This is a genomic window from Gluconobacter albidus (genome assembly GCF_002005485.1).
GTDB lineage: Bacteria > Pseudomonadota > Alphaproteobacteria > Acetobacterales > Acetobacteraceae > Gluconobacter > Gluconobacter albidus.
This window is the reverse complement of the sequence record NZ_CP014689.1, coordinates 530,006-545,470: the sequence shown is the minus strand read 5'-3', so window position 1 is coordinate 545,470 and position 15,465 is coordinate 530,006. Positions and strand designations below refer to the sequence as shown.

Here is a 15,465-nt window from a genome sequence, read left to right as displayed (position 1 = left end):
ACATGAGCGTAACACGACGGGGCATCCTCACGGCCGTGCCCATTATCGGCGCAGGCGTTCTGGGCGTCGGGTTCTGGCGGATGCTGAGCGACATGCGCAGCGGCGCCTTCGACCCGCGCGCGATCAAGAACCCCAATGTTGGCAAACCAATCCCGAGCTTCGCCATGCCGGGCCTCCCCGGCCTTGGGGACGGCTTCACGGATGCCGAACTCAAAGCCCAGCACCGCCCGGTTCTGGTCAATTTCTTCGCCTCATGGTGCATTCCCTGCGTGGCGGAAATGCCCGGCCTGCGCGCCATTTCGCGCAACATGCCGATCTGGGGCATCGCCTATGAGGACAAGCCCGAAAACGCCAGTGCCTTCATCCAGCGCGACGGCTCGCCTTACGCCCGCGTCGCCTCAGACCGGCATGGCCGCGTGGCCATCGACTGGGGCGTAACCGGCGTGCCCGAGAGCTTTCTGGTTGCCCCAGGCGGCCGCATCATCTGGCACGGCAGCGCTGCCCTCGACCCGCAGATCTACGAGGCGGAAATCCGCCCAAGGCTGGCCGGATTATGAAGGCCTCCAGACGTTTTCCGGCCCTGCTGCTTGCGGTTGGCCTGATCGGCGGCGGCGTAGCCCTTGCCGTGGACGATCCCGCCGAAATGCTGTCCAACCCGGCGCAGGAAAAACGCGCCGAAGCCATCGGCGCCCATCTGCGCTGTCTGGTCTGTCAGAACGAGAGCATCGAGGACAGCAGCGCTCCCCTCGCCCGCGATCTGCGCAAGGTTGTCCGCGAACAGGTCGCGGCAGGCAAAAGCGATCAGCAGATCATGGACTGGATGACCGAACGCTACGGCGAATTCATCCGTCTGGCCCCACAGTTTTCATGGTCCACCGCCCTGCTCTGGCTGATGCCGGCGCTCGCGCTGGTGGCCGGACTTGTCATTGCATGGCGTACGGCCAGACGCCGCGTCATCGCCACGCCTGCGCCGCTCACGGATGACGAGCGCGCGCGTCTGGATGCCCTTTCGGGCCGGGAGTAGTCTTGTTGTTCTGGTTGGGAATCCTGATTATCGCCGCGGTGGCCCTGTGCCCCGCATTTCTGGGCCTGCGGACCCTGCGTCGCCGCGTGAACGCCCGCGACTCTGCCCTGACGCTGTATCGTGGACAGCTTGGTGATCTGGAGCGCGATCACGCCCTCGCACTCATCAATAATGAAGAATACCAGGCCGCCCGCCTTGAAGTTCAGCGACGCCTTCTGGCCACTGACGGAGAAGCCGCGGTTGAGGATCTTTCGGCTGAACCCGCAAAGCGCAGCCGGATTCTTCCTGTTCTGGCGGTCGGACTTGGTATCCCGGTACTGGCTTTTGCGCTCTATATCGTTAATGGACACCCGTCCCTCCCGCCCCAGCCGCTGAGCGGGCGTCAGACGGGACCAGACGCGAAGGGTCTGGAAACAATCCATAAACTTCAGACCGAAGTCGCTATGATTCCTGCCACGTCATCGACTTATGCGACCGGACACTTCATGTTAGGAGAGGTCGAGGCCAAGTCCGGTCTGACGGAAGATGCGATCCGGGACTGGAAAGCTGCCCTCGACGCCCATTTCGAGCCCGAGCTTGCCATTCGTCTCGCCGAGCTTGAAAGTCGTAACGGCAGCCATATTTCTGCCGAAAGCCTCGACCTCTATCGCCGCGCCCTGGCCGCGGCACCAGCCGATGCGCCCTGGCGTATGGCCGTGGAAGCCCGTATCGCGGTTGGCGAACATCAGGAGAATAACGGTCAGTGAGAAAACCCGAAGCCAACGCCATCGCGCTGTGCCCCGTCTGTCGCAAACCCATGCGTCCGACATCGGAGAAATGCCCACATTGCGGTGCTGAACGTCATTACGGCCCACGGCTCCTCGAATCCGCCGTCTGCGCCTTTGCCGGAATGGTCCTGCTTTCGGCGGTTTCCACCCTGCTCCTGCCGATTTCGCTCTGGACCATCATGTTCGCCGCCATCGGGCTGGTTGCTGGTTTTCTCTTTTCCCACAACCGTTTCAGCGGCGATCGCTGGCTGAAATAAGGGCTCGGGATGCCCGGCGCGGTACGATCCGGCCATCCCGCTTCCGACACTCTTCCCGGATCCGGAACATTCCTGCTAATGGGCAGGAATGACCCAATCTTCCGGACGTTCCCTGCCCTTTTTCGTCGCCGTGGCCATCCTGTCCTGGGCGAGCGCCTATCCCGTCGTCCGGATTGCCCTGCATGATTTCGCGCCCGTACCTCTGGCCGCATTACGCTACGCCGTCGCGGCTGTCATGGCGGCTCTCTGGCTTTTCTGGAAACGCCCCGCCCGCCCCCTGACATCCGATATCCCGCAGATCCTCGCCTGCGGCATGATCGGGATCATGCTCTACAACATCCTGTTCAACTGCGGGGAAGTGACCGTCTCGTCCGGAGCGGCCAGCCTTCTCATCAGCGCAGCGCCCCTGATGGCCGGGCTTCTGGCCATGGCATTCCTTGGCGAGCGCATGTCCCGCTGGGGCTGGGCCGGGTCGATCCTGAGCTTCAGTGGCGTCGCCATGATCGCCAAAGGACAGAGCGGCGGTCTTTCCTTTGGCTCCGGCGCCACACTGGTGTTTGGCGCGGCAGTCTGCGCGGCGTTTTACACGATCCTCCAGAAGGGCCTGATCCGCCGCTACGGCGCACTCCCGACCATCGCCTATGTCCTGATTTCCGGTGCGATTTTCCTTACTCCCTGGCTGCCGCAGGGCCTCACGAATTTTTCCCATGCCTCATGGCAGGGACAGGCGGCAGTGCTGGAACTCGGGATTTTCCCAGCGGCGTTCGGCTATGCCGCCTGGGGTTTCGTCATCGGGCATCTCGGCGCCTCACGCGGTGCAGCCCTGCTTTACCTGCTGCCACCCGTGACGATGGTTCTGGCCTATTTCCTCACTGGCGAAATCCCGTCCCTGCGCACCCTGATCGGCGGCGCGATCGTCATGGCCGGCGTGATCCTGACCAATACCTATGGCCGCCACCCGGTCGCCCAGATCGTGGAATCCTGAAGCCGTTTCCTCGCTGTGACGGCATCCGGATTTTCTATGGCTGGGTTCCTTTGTCCTGCGGCGATTGTGCGATAATTTCCCCCGTGAAATGAGCCGGATCACCCGCAGGAAAGCCGAAAACAGACAATGAGCCGTACCGAAACCGATGGCATGGGCCCGATCGAAGTCGCTGACGATGTGCTGTGGGGGGCCCAGACCCAGCGCTCCCTGAAATATTTCAGTATCGGCCGCGAACTGATGCCGCATGAAATGATCGAAGCCTATGCGATCATGAAACGCGCCTGCGCCACGGCCAACGCCGCCAGCGGTCGTCTGTCGCAGGACCGCGCGGATCTAATCCGGACCGTCTGCGACGAGATCATCAAGGGCGAACATGACCGGATGTTCCCGCTCCGTGTCTGGATGACGGGTTCGGGCACGCAGTTCAACATGAACGTCAACGAGGTCATCGCAAACCGCGGCTGCCAGATCACCGGCAATCCGCTCGGCAGCAAGACGCCGCTGCACCCCAACGATCACGTCAACATGTCGCAGTCCACCAACTGCAACTTCCCGACCGCCATGCATATCGCGGCCGTCCTCGGCACGCATCGCCGCCTGATCCCGGCCCTGACGCGCCTGCGTGACGCCATGGCCGCCAAGGCAGAGGAGTGGCGCGATCTGGTCAAGGTCGGCCGCACGCATCTTCAGGATGCCGTGCCCATCACACTGGGTCAGGAATGGCACGGCTATGCTGGGATGCTGACGGACAATATCGCCCGTCTGGAACAGGCCCGCGACGGTCTGTTCCCCCTCGCCCTCGGCGGCACGGCACTCGGCACGGGTGTGAGCACGGATGAAGGCTTCGACCGCCGCGCCTGTGCTGAAATCGCTCGCCTGACGGGCCTCGGCTTCACGGCTGGCGAGAACAAGTTCGCACTTCAGGGCGCGCATGACGCGCTGGTGCATCTGTCGGGTGCGCTGCGCACGACGGCGGGCAGCCTCTTCAAAATCGCCAATGACGTCCGCCTGCTCGCCTGCGGACCACGCGCCGGTCTGGGCGAACTGCACCTGCCGGAGAATGAGCCGGGATCGTCGATCATGCCGGGCAAGATCAACCCGACGCAGGCCGAGGCGCTGGCCATGCTCGCCCTTCAGGTCATGAGCAATGATGTTGCGGTGGGCCTGGGCGGGGCTGCGGGCATGCTGGACATGAATGTCTACAAGCCGCTCATGATCCATAACATCATGCAGGGCATCACCCTTCTGCATGACGGCTCGGAAAACTTCCGCCGCTTCCTCGTCGAAGGCACGAAAGCCAATACGGACAAGCTGAAACAGGATCTGGAACGCTCTCTGGTCCTCGTCACGGCCCTTTCGCCAGCCATCGGTTACGACCGCGCCGCACAAGTCGCCCATCACGCCATGGAAAAGGATCTGAGCCCGCGTGAAGCCGCACTGGAACTGGGTTTCATGACATCCGAAGAGTATGACCGCGTCGCCGATCCGCGCCTGATGCTGCGCCCCAACATCACGCCCCCCGGAACCTGATTGAACGCCAGCTTCAAACTGCTTCCGCATGACGAAAACTTCATGCGGAAGCGATGGCCGTTACGTCTCAGGACTGATACGGCGGACTCTTCTGCTTTTTTCCCGGAGATGCCCGTCAGATGATGACCCGCCGCGCAGCCCTGCTCGCTTTAACGCTCCTCTCTCCCGTCTGTACGGCTGCGGCGGCCGATGCCCCCAAGACCGACGCCAGCAAGCTCGAAGCCGGCAAGGCAACCGACGCCTTCACGGGCGAACCCGCCCTGCTCCCGGCGGATTCCGTCACGCAGCATCATCTGAACGGCATCGCCTACACTGCCCATGCCGGCACGCTCATCCTGCGCGGCCCTGACGGCAAACCCACGGCCCGCATGTTCTACGTGTCCTACACGAAGGATGGCGTCCCGGCTGGCACCCGTCCGGTCTCGTATTTCTTCAACGGCGGACCGGGCGCGGCCACGGCCTATCTGAACCTCGGCGCGGCTGGCCCCAAGGCCCTGACCATGCCCGCCAAGGACCCGACGGACGGCACCCACGCCCAGCTCGGTGACAACCCCGACAGCTGGCTCCCCGTCACCGACATGGTCTTCATCGACGCCGTGGGCACGGGCTATTCCCGCCCCACCGATACGGCCAAGGCCGGAGACCAGTTCTATGGCGTCAAACAGGATGCCAGCACCTTTGCCAAGGCCATCGGCCTGTGGACGGCAGCGAATGGTCGTGAAGCCTCGCCGCATTATCTCGTAGGCGAAAGCTATGGCGGCATCCGCTCCATCCAGGTCGCGAATGCGCTTCAGATGGAACAGGGCATCCTGCTCAACGGCATCGTGATGATCTCCCCGGCCATCGAGATGCCCCTGCTGGATTCGGACGAAAATCCGCTTTCCGCCGCTCTCATGATGCCGAGCCTCATCGCCGCGCATCAGAGCCCGAACGTGACGGAAAAAACGGCTGAAGACGCCTATCAGTGGTCCCTGAGCACCTACCTGCCGAAGATCGCCGGCAAACTGCCCTCCGGAAGCGAAGGTCAGGCCCTTTATACCGAGATCGCCCAGCGCACCGGCCTCCCGCAGGACGTGATAGCCCGTCAGCACGGCATCCCGGCCATTGGCTCGCATGATATCATGTCCCGCAATGGCCGCCTGTACGGACTGTATGACTTCACGCAGTCCATCGCCGACCCCTCGGCCGATGGTCTCGACGAAAGCCCCGATCCGACGCTGTTCGGCTTTGGCCGCGCCTATGGCAACGCCTTCTCGGGCTATGCCGCGAACGATTTGGGATTCAAGACACCCCTGACCTACGATCTGCTGTCTTTCAAGGTGAACGGAAGCTGGAAGTGGAGCGCAGGCGGCCCGTCGCCGATCCACCAGATCCCGGTTCTGAACCGCCTTCTGGCCCTCGATCCGGGACTGCGCGTCTTCGTGGCGAATGGCTATTATGACGTCGCCTGCCCGTTCGCGACCGCGCGCTGGATGAAGGATCACCTGACGGTCGGCGCCGACCGCGTGTCGCTGCATCTCTATCAGGGTGGTCATATGCTCTACACGCGCCCGGCCAGCCGCCATGCCCTCTCGGCCGATGTGGCATCCTGGATCCAGGCTGACAGTCGCCAGAACTGAAATACAATGTCATAAATTGACAGCCGACGGTGAGGAACAGATAATGCACAGAGTAACTTCTGGACCTCACCTGACCGGGCCTCTCCCTACTGAGAAGGCCGCCTCTAACAGGGAGCCTTTCATGTCAGACGCTTTTCAAACTGCCTCGGCGCACTGGAGACCGTCTGCCCGGCAGGCAGTCTCTTCCTCCCTCAGGCGGACCGCCGCTTGACGGTTCAGCGTCAGGCGGGCTCGGAGCCGGGCTATTCGCTGGAACATGCCGTCACAACCTCCTGTGACCGGGAGCCCATTCAGCGGCCGGATGCCATTCAGCCGCATGGCCTTCTGCTGATTGCCGACATCGCGAGCCTCACCGTGCTTGGCGGCGCGGGAGACATCGAAGGCCGCCTGACCCCCGACTGGCTTGGACGTAATCTCGCGAGCATCCTGGACGTCCCGACCGGGCGCTTTGAAGACGCAAGACATGTCTCCCTGTCCGATCTTCGGATTTCAGGGCTCGCAGGCGAGACCTTCAGCGTCATCTGTCACGCTCAGGACACCCATTTTCTCGTCGAACTTGAACCCATCGAGTCCCACACTCTGCTCACCTGGGATATTTTCGGCGAGATCGACAGGACGGCAGACCGTTTTGAACGCTGCCCGGATATCGCGTCCGTCTGTCGTCATGGTGCGACGATCTTTCAGCGCGTCACCGGCTTTGACCGCGTTCTGGTCTATCGCTTCATGGAAGACGGCACGGGCCGCGTTGTAGGCGAAAGTCGTAACGACACCTTCCCGTCCCTGATGAACCACCATTTCCCGGCCAGCGATATCCCCACGCAGGCCCGGGCTCTCTATGTCCGCAACCGCATCCGCGTTATCCCGGACATCACCTACGAAGCCGCCCCCATCCGTCCATCTGACGCCGGACTTGCGGGCCTCAATCTCAGCGACGTCCAGCTCCGCAGCGTCTCGCCGATCCACCTTCAGTACATGGCCAATATGGGCGTCCGGGCCTCGGCCTCCGTCTCGCTGGTCGTCGATGGCGTGCTGTGGGGGCTGATCGCCTGCCATAATTCGTCTCCGAAACCTCTGCCCGAAGACATCCGAGCCGCCTGCCGGACGCTGGCCGGCGTCATGTCCCGCCAGTTGCGGAACAAGGAAGAGCTGGTCACCTATCAGGAGCGTCTGCGCCTGCGCAACGCGATGGAATCCGTCACGTCCCATTTCGACGTGCGCCGTCCGCTAGAAAACAATCTTCGCAGTTGCATCAACGAGTTGCAGGCCCTCTTTCCCTGCAACGGCTTTGCGGTCATCAGTGACGAAACCATCAGTGCAACCGGCATACTTCCCGACACGAAAAGCCTCCACCAACTGCATGACTGGCTGAGAGCGGGCAACCATGGCGGCATCTTCAGCAGCGCCCTGCTGGGCCGGGATTATCCCCCGGCAGCCGACTGGCCTGAACGCTGCGCCGGGCTCCTGGCCATCACACTCCCGCTCCGCACGCCCATCTGTCTCCTCTGGAGCCGGGTCGAAATCATCCAGACGATCGAATGGGTCGGAAATCCCCACAAAGACGATGCAGACAGCGACGGCATCCTGCGCCCGCGCACGTCTTTCAGAACATGGGAGCAGACCATCCGCGGGCACAGCACCCGCTGGACCGGCGAGCAGAAACAGGCCGCCCGCCGCCTGCGTCGCGTCCTGATTGCGGACGACCAGACCCAGCAGCTCCGCGAACTCAACGCGACCCTCGCCGCCACGCTGGAGGAACGCGAAGACCTGCTGCGCCAGAAGGACTTCCTGATCCGTGAGGTCAATCACCGCGTCCAGAACTCGCTTCAGATGGTCGCATCCTTCCTCAAACTTCAGGCCCGCAGCGCATCAAATGACGACACCACCACCGCCCTGAAGGAAGCCCAGCACCGGATCGCCGCCATCGGGCTCGTGCACCGTCGCCTGTATCGTGACGAACATGTCGGCGTCGTGGATCTGGGCCGGTATATCGAAGAGTTAATGGAGGAACTGTGCACGTCACTGGGTGAGGGCTGGCACGACCAGATGCATCTCTCTCTCTTCCCGATCATGATTGCCGCAGACCGCGCCATCAATATCGGCCTGATCCTGACGGAACTGATCATCAACACCAGCAAATACGCCTATAGCGGCCATGCCGGGCCGCTGTATGTCGGACTGGCCCAGGCGGGCACCCGACTGGTTCTGACGGTCTCGGATCAGGGTGAATGCACCCCCCAGCTCAAGGGAACGGGGTTCGGGACACGCATGATGAATGCCGTCGTCAGCAGCCTTGCCGGCACCCTGACCTACACGACGCTGAATCCAGGGCTGGAAGCCGTCATGACCCTGCCTCTGGACTCCCTGCTCCCTACGGAAACGCAGCCCCGTCCCAGGGACACGTCCTCACAGACGCCCTATCCATATCCCTGAACACCACCCAACAAAAAAGGCGCCAGACCAGCAGGTCGGGCGCCTTTCTCACAACACGTCGCCGTCAGCGGGTTACGCGACGAGATTGCCTTCCTTGTCCACCAGCTGGATCGGATAATCCCCGGTGAAGCAGGCGTCGCAATAACGGCGCGCACCCTCGGCGCGGTTCGCATGGCCCAGCGCACGGTAGAGCCCGTCGAAGCTGACAAACGCCAGACTATCCACACCGATCGCCCGCGCCATTTCCTCAAGCGTATGGGTCGCAGCCATCAGCTTGCTCTCTTCAGGCGTATCAATGCCATAGAAGCAGGCATGTTTCGTCGGCGGAGATGTGATACGCATATGCACTTCCGTCGCCCCCGCGGCACGGACCATGTCCACAATCTTGCGCGACGTCGTGCCACGGACGATCGAGTCATCCACCAGAATGACGCGCTTGCCGGCCAGAACCGGCCGGTTGGCCGAGTGCTTCATCTTCACGCCGAGATTGCGGATCTGGTCAGTCGGTTCAATGAAGGTCCGACCCACATAGTGGTTTCGGATGATACCGAGCTCGAACGGAATACCACTTTCCGCTGCATAGCCAATCGCGGACGGCACACCGGAATCCGGCACTGGCACCACGACATCGGCCTCGACTGCGCTTTCCCGTGCCAGTTCGCAACCGATCTGGCGACGTGCTTCATAGACCGGCTGGCCTTCAAGCACGGAATCAGGCCGCGCAAAGTAGATGTATTCGAACACACAGAACCGGCCGCCCTGATCCCCGAAAGGACGCAGCGAGCGCAGACCGTCATTGTTGATGACGACAATCTCGCCCGGTTCGATGTCGCGGACATAATCCGCCCCGATGATGTCCAGCGCACAGGTCTCGCTGGCCAGAACCCAGCCGCCATTGCCCTGCTCATGACCCGGCATCCGGCCCAGAACGAGCGGACGCACGCCGAGCGGATCGCGCATGCCAATCAGACCGTCATCGGGGGTCAGCGTAATCAGCGAATAGGCGCCCTTGACCTGTTTGACCGCATCAATGAAGCGGTCGAGCACGGTCGTATAGAGCGAAATGGCGATCAGATGGATGAAGACTTCCGTATCCGTCGAGGAATGGAAAATGCATCCCCGCTTGACCAGCGCCTGCTTGAGCGTCGCAGAATTCGTCAGATTGCCATTATGCGCAACCGCCAGACCACCGAACTCATAATCGGCATAAAGCGGCTGAACGTTGCGAACATGCGTTCCGCCCGTCGTGGCGTAACGGTTGTGGCCGATGGCGACCGTGCCGGGCAACGTCGCCATGACGCGGCTGTCTCCGAACACATCGCCCACCAGACCCAGACCCTTGTGCTGGTGGAATCGTTCGCCATCGAAACTGACGATACCCGCAGCTTCCTGTCCACGATGCTGGAGGGCGTGCAGGCCCAGGGCTGTCAGGGCCGATGCATCAGGCACACCCCAGACGCCAAAAACCCCGCATTCTTCATAGGGGCGGTTGAGACTGTCGGACTGGGTCATGCGGCGCGGCCTTTCCGGACTGGTTTCACAAGGACGCCTCATGGCCGCTTGTGACCTCAGACGCAAGATGCGGTTGCAGGAAATGAGGCAGATAACCTGTCAGATGGGTCGCCCCGGCGGCAATGTAAGGGCCGATGAGGCTTCCCTGCATCACATAGGACATCCACGAGCCAAAAAAAGAGCCTGCCAGCAGATAAAGGACGATCAGGGCCACATAACCCCGCGCCACACCGAACACGGCCCCCAGAATGCGGTCCACGCCCCCGAACAGAACACCCCGCGCTGCAGCCCCCACCCTGGCACCGATCATGGTGAAAACCAGCAGCACGACAACGAACAGAATTGCTGTACTCGCACTTCCGGCCAGCGTAGCCTGATGGAGGTAGGGCACCAGATAGGGTTCAAGCAGTCCATGAAACCGGTAGGTCAGAACGATCGCCCCGACCCATGCCAGCAGTCCGGCCAGTTCGGTTGCAAAACCACGCGTCAGCCCCCAGAGGGCCGAAAGCGCCATGATGCCCAGAGCGACGAGATCGAGACGGGTCAGATCGGCAGGCGTGATATGGGAAAGGTCTGGCAGGGGCGGCATGTCACGGCAGCTTCGTCGAACGAAAACGGCCCCCCTTGTAGGGACGTATTCCACCAACGCGCAACTCGTCCGCCAGGCGGATGCGCTCCTCGATCTCCGCCCAGACCAATCCGGCCTCGACGTCCCGCGCTTTCCAGATTTTCTCCAGCAACACAATAAACGCTGCGCTGTCGCGTACCAGAGCGGGCCGGTCGTTGATCATGACATCAAGAACACAGGCCGCACTCGAAACTCCCAGACGCTGCGAAAGCTTCGTTACTTTTCGATTCTTACGGAATGGAACTGATTTTTCCTGTGGTGTCATCACGACATGATGAGCGGAAGACCGATGTCAGGCAAGCCGTCGCTGCGCTTTTCCGGGGCATACTGCGGACGGTTTTCCTGAAAAAATATTTATTCCGGCACAGGAACACATTTCAGAACAAATATTGCCGTGATGATTTGTCATTGATGTTTTCTTTTTTGAAATATGCGTGATCTTGAACCCGCATCATCCAATAATTAACTCTTTTCATGAGAAAACGCTCAACAGGTCAGGTGTGGAACTCCTTCCTCTCGCTCCTGACACCATCAGGACATCATGAGATGACGAACTACTGGATTGGCGGTGTAAACGGCGACTGGTTCGCAGCGGCAAACTGGAGCGAAGGTGTGGCTCCTCCCAATAAAGGATGGGTGGACGTCCTGGCCGGAAAGCCCGACGGAAGCGCGGTGACAATCAATGTCGCGCAGGCCAACGCAACACAGATCACCACCTTAAAGGTCGGCAGCAATGCCACACTCAACGTCACCGCAACGTCCGCCACGCCCAGCGCTACGGCATTTTATGCCAACAGCCTGACCGTTGCGCAGGACGGAACGATGATTGTTGACACCCCAAGTGCCGTCAATCTCGGTAGCAATCCGACCATCAATGGCACCCTCCAGATTTCGGGCAACCCGTCCATTTCAATCAGCAGCAACAGTGTCGGCGGCACCGGAATGCTGATTCTGGATCATACAACTCTGGGCAGCACCAATGCCCAGTTCCAGATGGGGTCCTCCCTGACAACGGTTCTTCAGAATGGCGCGTCCCTGTACGTCAACAACGCCACGGCTGGCGGAAGGATCGTGTTTGGCCGCGACGCCGTGGACGGTTCTCCGAACCAGCTGCTTCTGGCGGACTACAACCAGACAGTCTCGACCCCGATCACGGGCTACGATGCCGCTTCGGTCATCACTGTCGGCCACGGCGGATCGCCTCCCATCAGCGCGACATTCGTTGCCAACAGCAACGGCACCTACACGCTGAAAATTGCCTTCGACCAATACAATAACGGCATCACGCTCTCGAACGTCTCTTTCGGCCCCAACTCCACCCCCGGCACACCGAAAATCGTTCAGAACACGAACGGAAGCTGGAGCGTCGTCGGTGGGGCGACCGGGTATAATGGACAGATCTGCTATCTGGCTGGATCCATGATTCTCACCCCCGACGGCGAACGCGCAATCGAGACCCTGCAGGCCGGAGATCAGGTTACGGTTTGCGAAAACGGAGCGCTTCACAGCCAGACGATACTGCGCGTCGGGCATGCCCATACGACAGTCGGCACCACCGGTCTGGCAGACATGGACGCTGTGCCCGTCCGCATCCGCGCGGACGCTCTGGCCGACGGCATTCCGAGCCGCGATCTTCTGGTGACGCCGGAGCACTGCATGATGCTCGAAGGCACCTTCATTCCCGTGCGGATGCTCGTCAACGGCATGACCATCGCCTATGATTACTCCATCACCGAATATGACTATTATCACCTCGAAACCGAAAAGCACGCCATCCTAACGGCAAACGGCGCGCTGTCAGAAAGCTTCATGGATGTCGGCCATCGTCCAGATGCCCTCATGCAGGGATATCAGATCGAGCGTTTGCATGCCCTGAGCTGGGAAAAAGACGCAGCCGCACCGCTGGTCACCGACCGCTCGCATGTCGAACCGATTTTCGCAGCACTCGCACTGCGTGCGCAGGCTCTTGGCTACACCGACCCTCAAACTCTTCCATTGACGGAAAGCGCGGATGAAACCCGTCTCGTTCTGGAAGACGGAACGGTTCTATATCCCATTCGCACTAACGGCGAACAGTTCGTTTTCATGCTGCCCGAAGGCTGCCAGAGTGTCCGCATCCTGAGCGCCGCAGCCCGTCCGGCTGACCGGATCGGACCTTTCGTGGACGATCGCCGGATGCTGGGCGTTTTGGTGGGAGACGTGACCGTCTGGAGCGATGAACAGACACAGCATCTATCCCGCCATCTGTCAGACCCTTATGCTGACGGCTGGTGGGGCGTCGAAAGCAGCCACGTTCGCTGGACCGCAGGCAATGCACGACTGGATCTTGGGAACGTGCTGAAGACGTCGGGAGGAATCCTGAGCCTCCATATTCTGTCGCATGGAGCTCAGACAGCCGCTGCGGCCTGAAATCCTCCCAAGCCTGAACGAAACAAAAAAGGCAGACCCTTTACAAAGGGTCTGCCTTTTCTAGGACCTGAGAAAAGAGAGCAGAAAAATCCGCCCTTTCCTCATTCAGGCTGCTGCGGATTTGGACGTCTTGAGCTGGCGCTCCTGCCACAGCGTGGCCAGCGCCTCCACCAGTTCGTCGATCATCTCGTTCGTATGAAGCGGCGTCGGCGTAATCCGCAGACGTTCCGTGCCACGCGGGACAGTCGGGAAATTGATGGGTTGGATGTAGTTGCCGAAACGGTTCAGCAACTCATCCGACAGGCTGCGGCACAGTTCGGCTTCACCTACCATGACCGGCACGATATGGCTCGGGTTCATGACATGGGGCAGGCCCGCCTTGTCCAGAGCCTGACGCAGATAGGCCACGGCCCGCTGCTGGCCTTCACGCTCGGCACTGCTGTTGCGCAGATACCGCACGCTGGCCAGAGCGCCAGCCGCGATCATCGGCGGAAGGGCCGTGGAAAAAATGAACCCGGACCCGAACGAGCGGACAAAGTCGCAAAGCGCAGCAGAGGCAGCAATATAGCCGCCCACGACGCCATAGCCCTTACCCAGCGTTCCCTCGATCACCGTCAGACGGTGGGACAGGCCCAGCTTCTCGGCCACACCCGCACCATGGTCGCCATACATGCCAACCGCATGAACTTCGTCGAGATAGGTCATGGCGCCATATTTGTCGGCCAGATCACAGAATGCCTCGATCGGAGCGATATCGCCGTCCATCGAATAGACGGACTCGAACGCGATGATCTTGGGAACGTCCGCAGGAAGTTCCTTCAGCCGACGCTCCAGATCCGCAACATCATTATGACGGAAGATCTGTTTCTCGGCCCGCGAGTGACGGATGCCTTCGATCATGGAGGCATGATTGAGCTCGTCGGACAACACGACACAGTTGCGAAGACGTCCTGCAATGGTCCCGAGCGTCACCCAGTTTGACAGATAACCGGAGTTGAAAAGCAGTGCGCTTTCCTTGCCATGCAGGGAAGCGAGCTCTTTTTCCAGCTCCACATGATAGTGGTTGGTTCCCGAAATATTGCGGGTTCCACCAGCTCCGGCGCCCGTTTCGTCCAGTGCGTCGTGCATGGCCGTCAGGACTTCGGGGTGCTGGCCCATGCCGAGATAGTCGTTCGAGCACCAGACCGTTACATCACGGCCCAGGCCATGATGGAAAGCCTTGGGAAAATGACCTGCCCGGCGTTCCAGATCCGCAAAGTAACGGTAACTGCCATCCGCATGCAGACCGTCGAGAGCGGACTGAAACATCGCATCATAGTTCATCGCGTTTTCTCCTGCCCGGCACTGTAATCCTGTGACACGGTCTCGCCAAGATCTCCCACCGGATAAGACCGTAACCGCAGCCGTTTATTTCCCAACCCTGGAAGTCAACCGACCTGCATGACGTGACGGATCTACCATGTCGTTCCTGGAAACTGTGCATTTCCATACTTTCCATTTTCTCCATGACCACCCCACCCCATTATCTTCAGCAAGACATCAATCAGGAGCATGACGCCATGCTGGACATCAGACCCTTCGCCACTCTTGGTCATGCCGATCACGGCTGGCTCGACGCCCATTATCATTTTTCCTTTTCCGACTATCAGGATCGTAACCGGATGCACTGGGGGCGGCTGCGCGTATGGAACGACGATCGCATCGCGCCCCATAACGGCTTCGGCGCACACCCGCACCGCGACATGGAAATCATTACTTATGTCCGCACAGGCGCGATCACACATGAAGACAGCCTCGGCAATCGCGGCCGGACCGAAGCGGGGGATGTGCAGGTCATGTCGGCAGGAAGCGGGATCACGCATTCCGAGTTCAACCGAGAAGACGAAGCCACAACGCTCTTTCAGATCTGGCTGATCCCGGATGGGACGGGTGGCAAACCATCATGGGGCACCCGTCCGTTTCCACGTCATGAGCGCAACGGGCGCCTCGTCCCCCTCGCTTCGGGTTTTCCGGAAGATAACGCCCTCCCCATCCGCACACGCGGGCGGGTCTGCGGCGCCACACTCATGGCAGGAGAAACCCTGACCTTCCAGACGGACCGCACCATGTTTACCTACCTCGTTCCGGCTACAGGCAGCGTTGAAATCGACGGACAGATCGTTGGACACCGGGACGGTGCAGCCCTTCATGATGTGGAAAGCATCACGATCACCGCGCGGGAAGATGCGGAAATCGTCCTCGTGGAAAGCGCGGGCTTGCGCTGACAGGAAGGACAGTCAGGCTTTGTGACAAGAGGAGGAATTT

14 protein-coding genes are annotated in these 15,465 nt (G+C 60.8%); 10 read left to right on the top strand and 4 right to left on the bottom strand.

The window, feature by feature from the left end:
- Positions 1-2 precede the first annotated feature (2 nt).
- The 8 genes from A0U94_RS02355 to A0U94_RS02320 all read left to right on the top strand — a co-directional run bounded on the left by A0U94_RS02355 (position 3) and on the right by A0U94_RS02320 (position 8,612).
- Positions 3-557, top strand: coding sequence for a DsbE family thiol:disulfide interchange protein (locus A0U94_RS02355; RefSeq protein WP_062030120.1), 555 nt, complete (start codon positions 3-5; stop codon positions 555-557).
- Entirely contained in the window at positions 554-1,024 is a 471-nt protein-coding gene (locus A0U94_RS02350; protein ID WP_077802329.1) for a cytochrome c-type biogenesis protein, read from the top strand. Before A0U94_RS02355 ends, A0U94_RS02350 begins: the two co-directional genes overlap by 4 nt.
- A 2-nt stretch (positions 1,025-1,026) precedes the next feature.
- Positions 1,027-1,770 (top strand): c-type cytochrome biogenesis protein CcmI, encoded by a 744-nt coding sequence (ccmI, locus tag A0U94_RS02345; protein ID WP_244178047.1) that lies wholly within the window; start codon positions 1,027-1,029, stop codon positions 1,768-1,770.
- The gene (locus A0U94_RS02340; protein WP_062030124.1) at positions 1,767-2,048 is read left to right on the top strand and encodes a hypothetical protein; all 282 of its coding nucleotides are present in this window, start codon (positions 1,767-1,769) and stop codon (positions 2,046-2,048) included. Before ccmI ends, A0U94_RS02340 begins: the two co-directional genes overlap by 4 nt.
- Positions 2,049-2,136: 88 nt before the next feature.
- Positions 2,137-3,033 carry a DMT family transporter gene (locus A0U94_RS02335; RefSeq protein ID WP_077802328.1) on the top strand — a complete coding sequence of 299 codons (897 nt, stop codon included), beginning with the start codon at positions 2,137-2,139 and terminating at the stop codon, positions 3,031-3,033.
- A gap of 126 nt (positions 3,034-3,159) precedes the next feature.
- On the top strand, positions 3,160-4,563 hold the full coding sequence (locus tag A0U94_RS02330; RefSeq protein WP_077802327.1) for a class II fumarate hydratase: 1,404 nt from the start codon (positions 3,160-3,162) through the stop codon (positions 4,561-4,563).
- Positions 4,564-4,682: 119 nt separating this feature from the next.
- Positions 4,683-6,182, top strand: coding sequence for a S10 family peptidase (locus tag A0U94_RS02325; protein ID WP_077802326.1), 1,500 nt, complete (start codon positions 4,683-4,685; stop codon positions 6,180-6,182).
- Between the two features lie 207 nt (positions 6,183-6,389).
- Complete coding sequence (locus A0U94_RS02320) at positions 6,390-8,612, top strand: histidine kinase dimerization/phosphoacceptor domain -containing protein (RefSeq protein WP_208611666.1); 2,223 nt, start codon at positions 6,390-6,392, stop codon at positions 8,610-8,612.
- Positions 8,613-8,684: 72 nt separating this feature from the next.
- Here the strand turns inward: A0U94_RS02320 and purF are convergent, their stop codons facing one another.
- Genes purF through A0U94_RS02305 form a run of 3 tightly spaced genes read right to left on the bottom strand, consistent with a single transcriptional unit; the run spans position 8,685 to position 11,017 of the window.
- The gene (gene purF, locus A0U94_RS02315) at positions 8,685-10,124 is read right to left on the bottom strand and encodes an amidophosphoribosyltransferase (protein WP_077802325.1); all 1,440 of its coding nucleotides are present in this window, start codon (positions 10,122-10,124) and stop codon (positions 8,685-8,687) included.
- Positions 10,125-10,149: 25 nt separating this feature from the next.
- Positions 10,150-10,713, bottom strand: coding sequence for a CvpA family protein (locus tag A0U94_RS02310; RefSeq protein ID WP_077802324.1), 564 nt, complete (start codon positions 10,711-10,713; stop codon positions 10,150-10,152).
- A gap of 1 nt (position 10,714) precedes the next feature.
- Complete coding sequence (locus A0U94_RS02305; protein ID WP_062030136.1) at positions 10,715-11,017, bottom strand: hypothetical protein; 303 nt, start codon at positions 11,015-11,017, stop codon at positions 10,715-10,717.
- Between the two features lie 281 nt (positions 11,018-11,298).
- On the opposite strand from A0U94_RS02305, the gene A0U94_RS02300 reads away from it, so the two are divergent.
- Positions 11,299-13,161 (top strand): Hint domain-containing protein, encoded by a 1,863-nt coding sequence (locus tag A0U94_RS02300; protein WP_077802323.1) that lies wholly within the window; start codon positions 11,299-11,301, stop codon positions 13,159-13,161.
- 105 nt (positions 13,162-13,266) lie between these two features.
- Here A0U94_RS02300 and hemA read toward each other — a convergent pair whose 3' ends face one another.
- A complete protein-coding gene (gene hemA / locus A0U94_RS02295; protein WP_077802322.1) occupies positions 13,267-14,484 on the bottom strand; it encodes a 5-aminolevulinate synthase in 1,218 nt (405 codons plus the stop codon).
- 236 nt (positions 14,485-14,720) lie between these two features.
- On the opposite strand from hemA, the gene A0U94_RS02290 reads away from it, so the two are divergent.
- Positions 14,721-15,425, top strand: coding sequence for a pirin family protein (locus tag A0U94_RS02290; RefSeq protein WP_077803795.1), 705 nt, complete (start codon positions 14,721-14,723; stop codon positions 15,423-15,425).
- Positions 15,426-15,465 lie beyond the last annotated feature (40 nt).

Coding starts and splice junctions, on each gene's coding strand:
- A0U94_RS02355 (WP_062030120.1), top strand. CDS start 3: ATGAGCGTAACACGACGGGGCATCCTCACGGCCGTGCCCATTATCGGC.
- A0U94_RS02350 (WP_077802329.1), top strand. CDS start 554: ATGAAGGCCTCCAGACGTTTTCCGGCCCTGCTGCTTGCGGTTGGCCTG.
- A0U94_RS02335 (WP_077802328.1), top strand. CDS start 2,137: ATGACCCAATCTTCCGGACGTTCCCTGCCCTTTTTCGTCGCCGTGGCC.
- A0U94_RS02330 (WP_077802327.1), top strand. CDS start 3,160: ATGAGCCGTACCGAAACCGATGGCATGGGCCCGATCGAAGTCGCTGAC.
- A0U94_RS02325 (WP_077802326.1), top strand. CDS start 4,683: ATGATGACCCGCCGCGCAGCCCTGCTCGCTTTAACGCTCCTCTCTCCC.
- purF (WP_077802325.1), bottom strand. CDS start 10,124: ATGACCCAGTCCGACAGTCTCAACCGCCCCTATGAAGAATGCGGGGTT.
- A0U94_RS02310 (WP_077802324.1), bottom strand. CDS start 10,713: ATGCCGCCCCTGCCAGACCTTTCCCATATCACGCCTGCCGATCTGACC.
- A0U94_RS02305 (WP_062030136.1), bottom strand. CDS start 11,017: ATGACACCACAGGAAAAATCAGTTCCATTCCGTAAGAATCGAAAAGTA.
- A0U94_RS02300 (WP_077802323.1), top strand. CDS start 11,299: ATGACGAACTACTGGATTGGCGGTGTAAACGGCGACTGGTTCGCAGCG.
- hemA (WP_077802322.1), bottom strand. CDS start 14,484: ATGAACTATGATGCGATGTTTCAGTCCGCTCTCGACGGTCTGCATGCG.
- A0U94_RS02290 (WP_077803795.1), top strand. CDS start 14,721: ATGCTGGACATCAGACCCTTCGCCACTCTTGGTCATGCCGATCACGGC.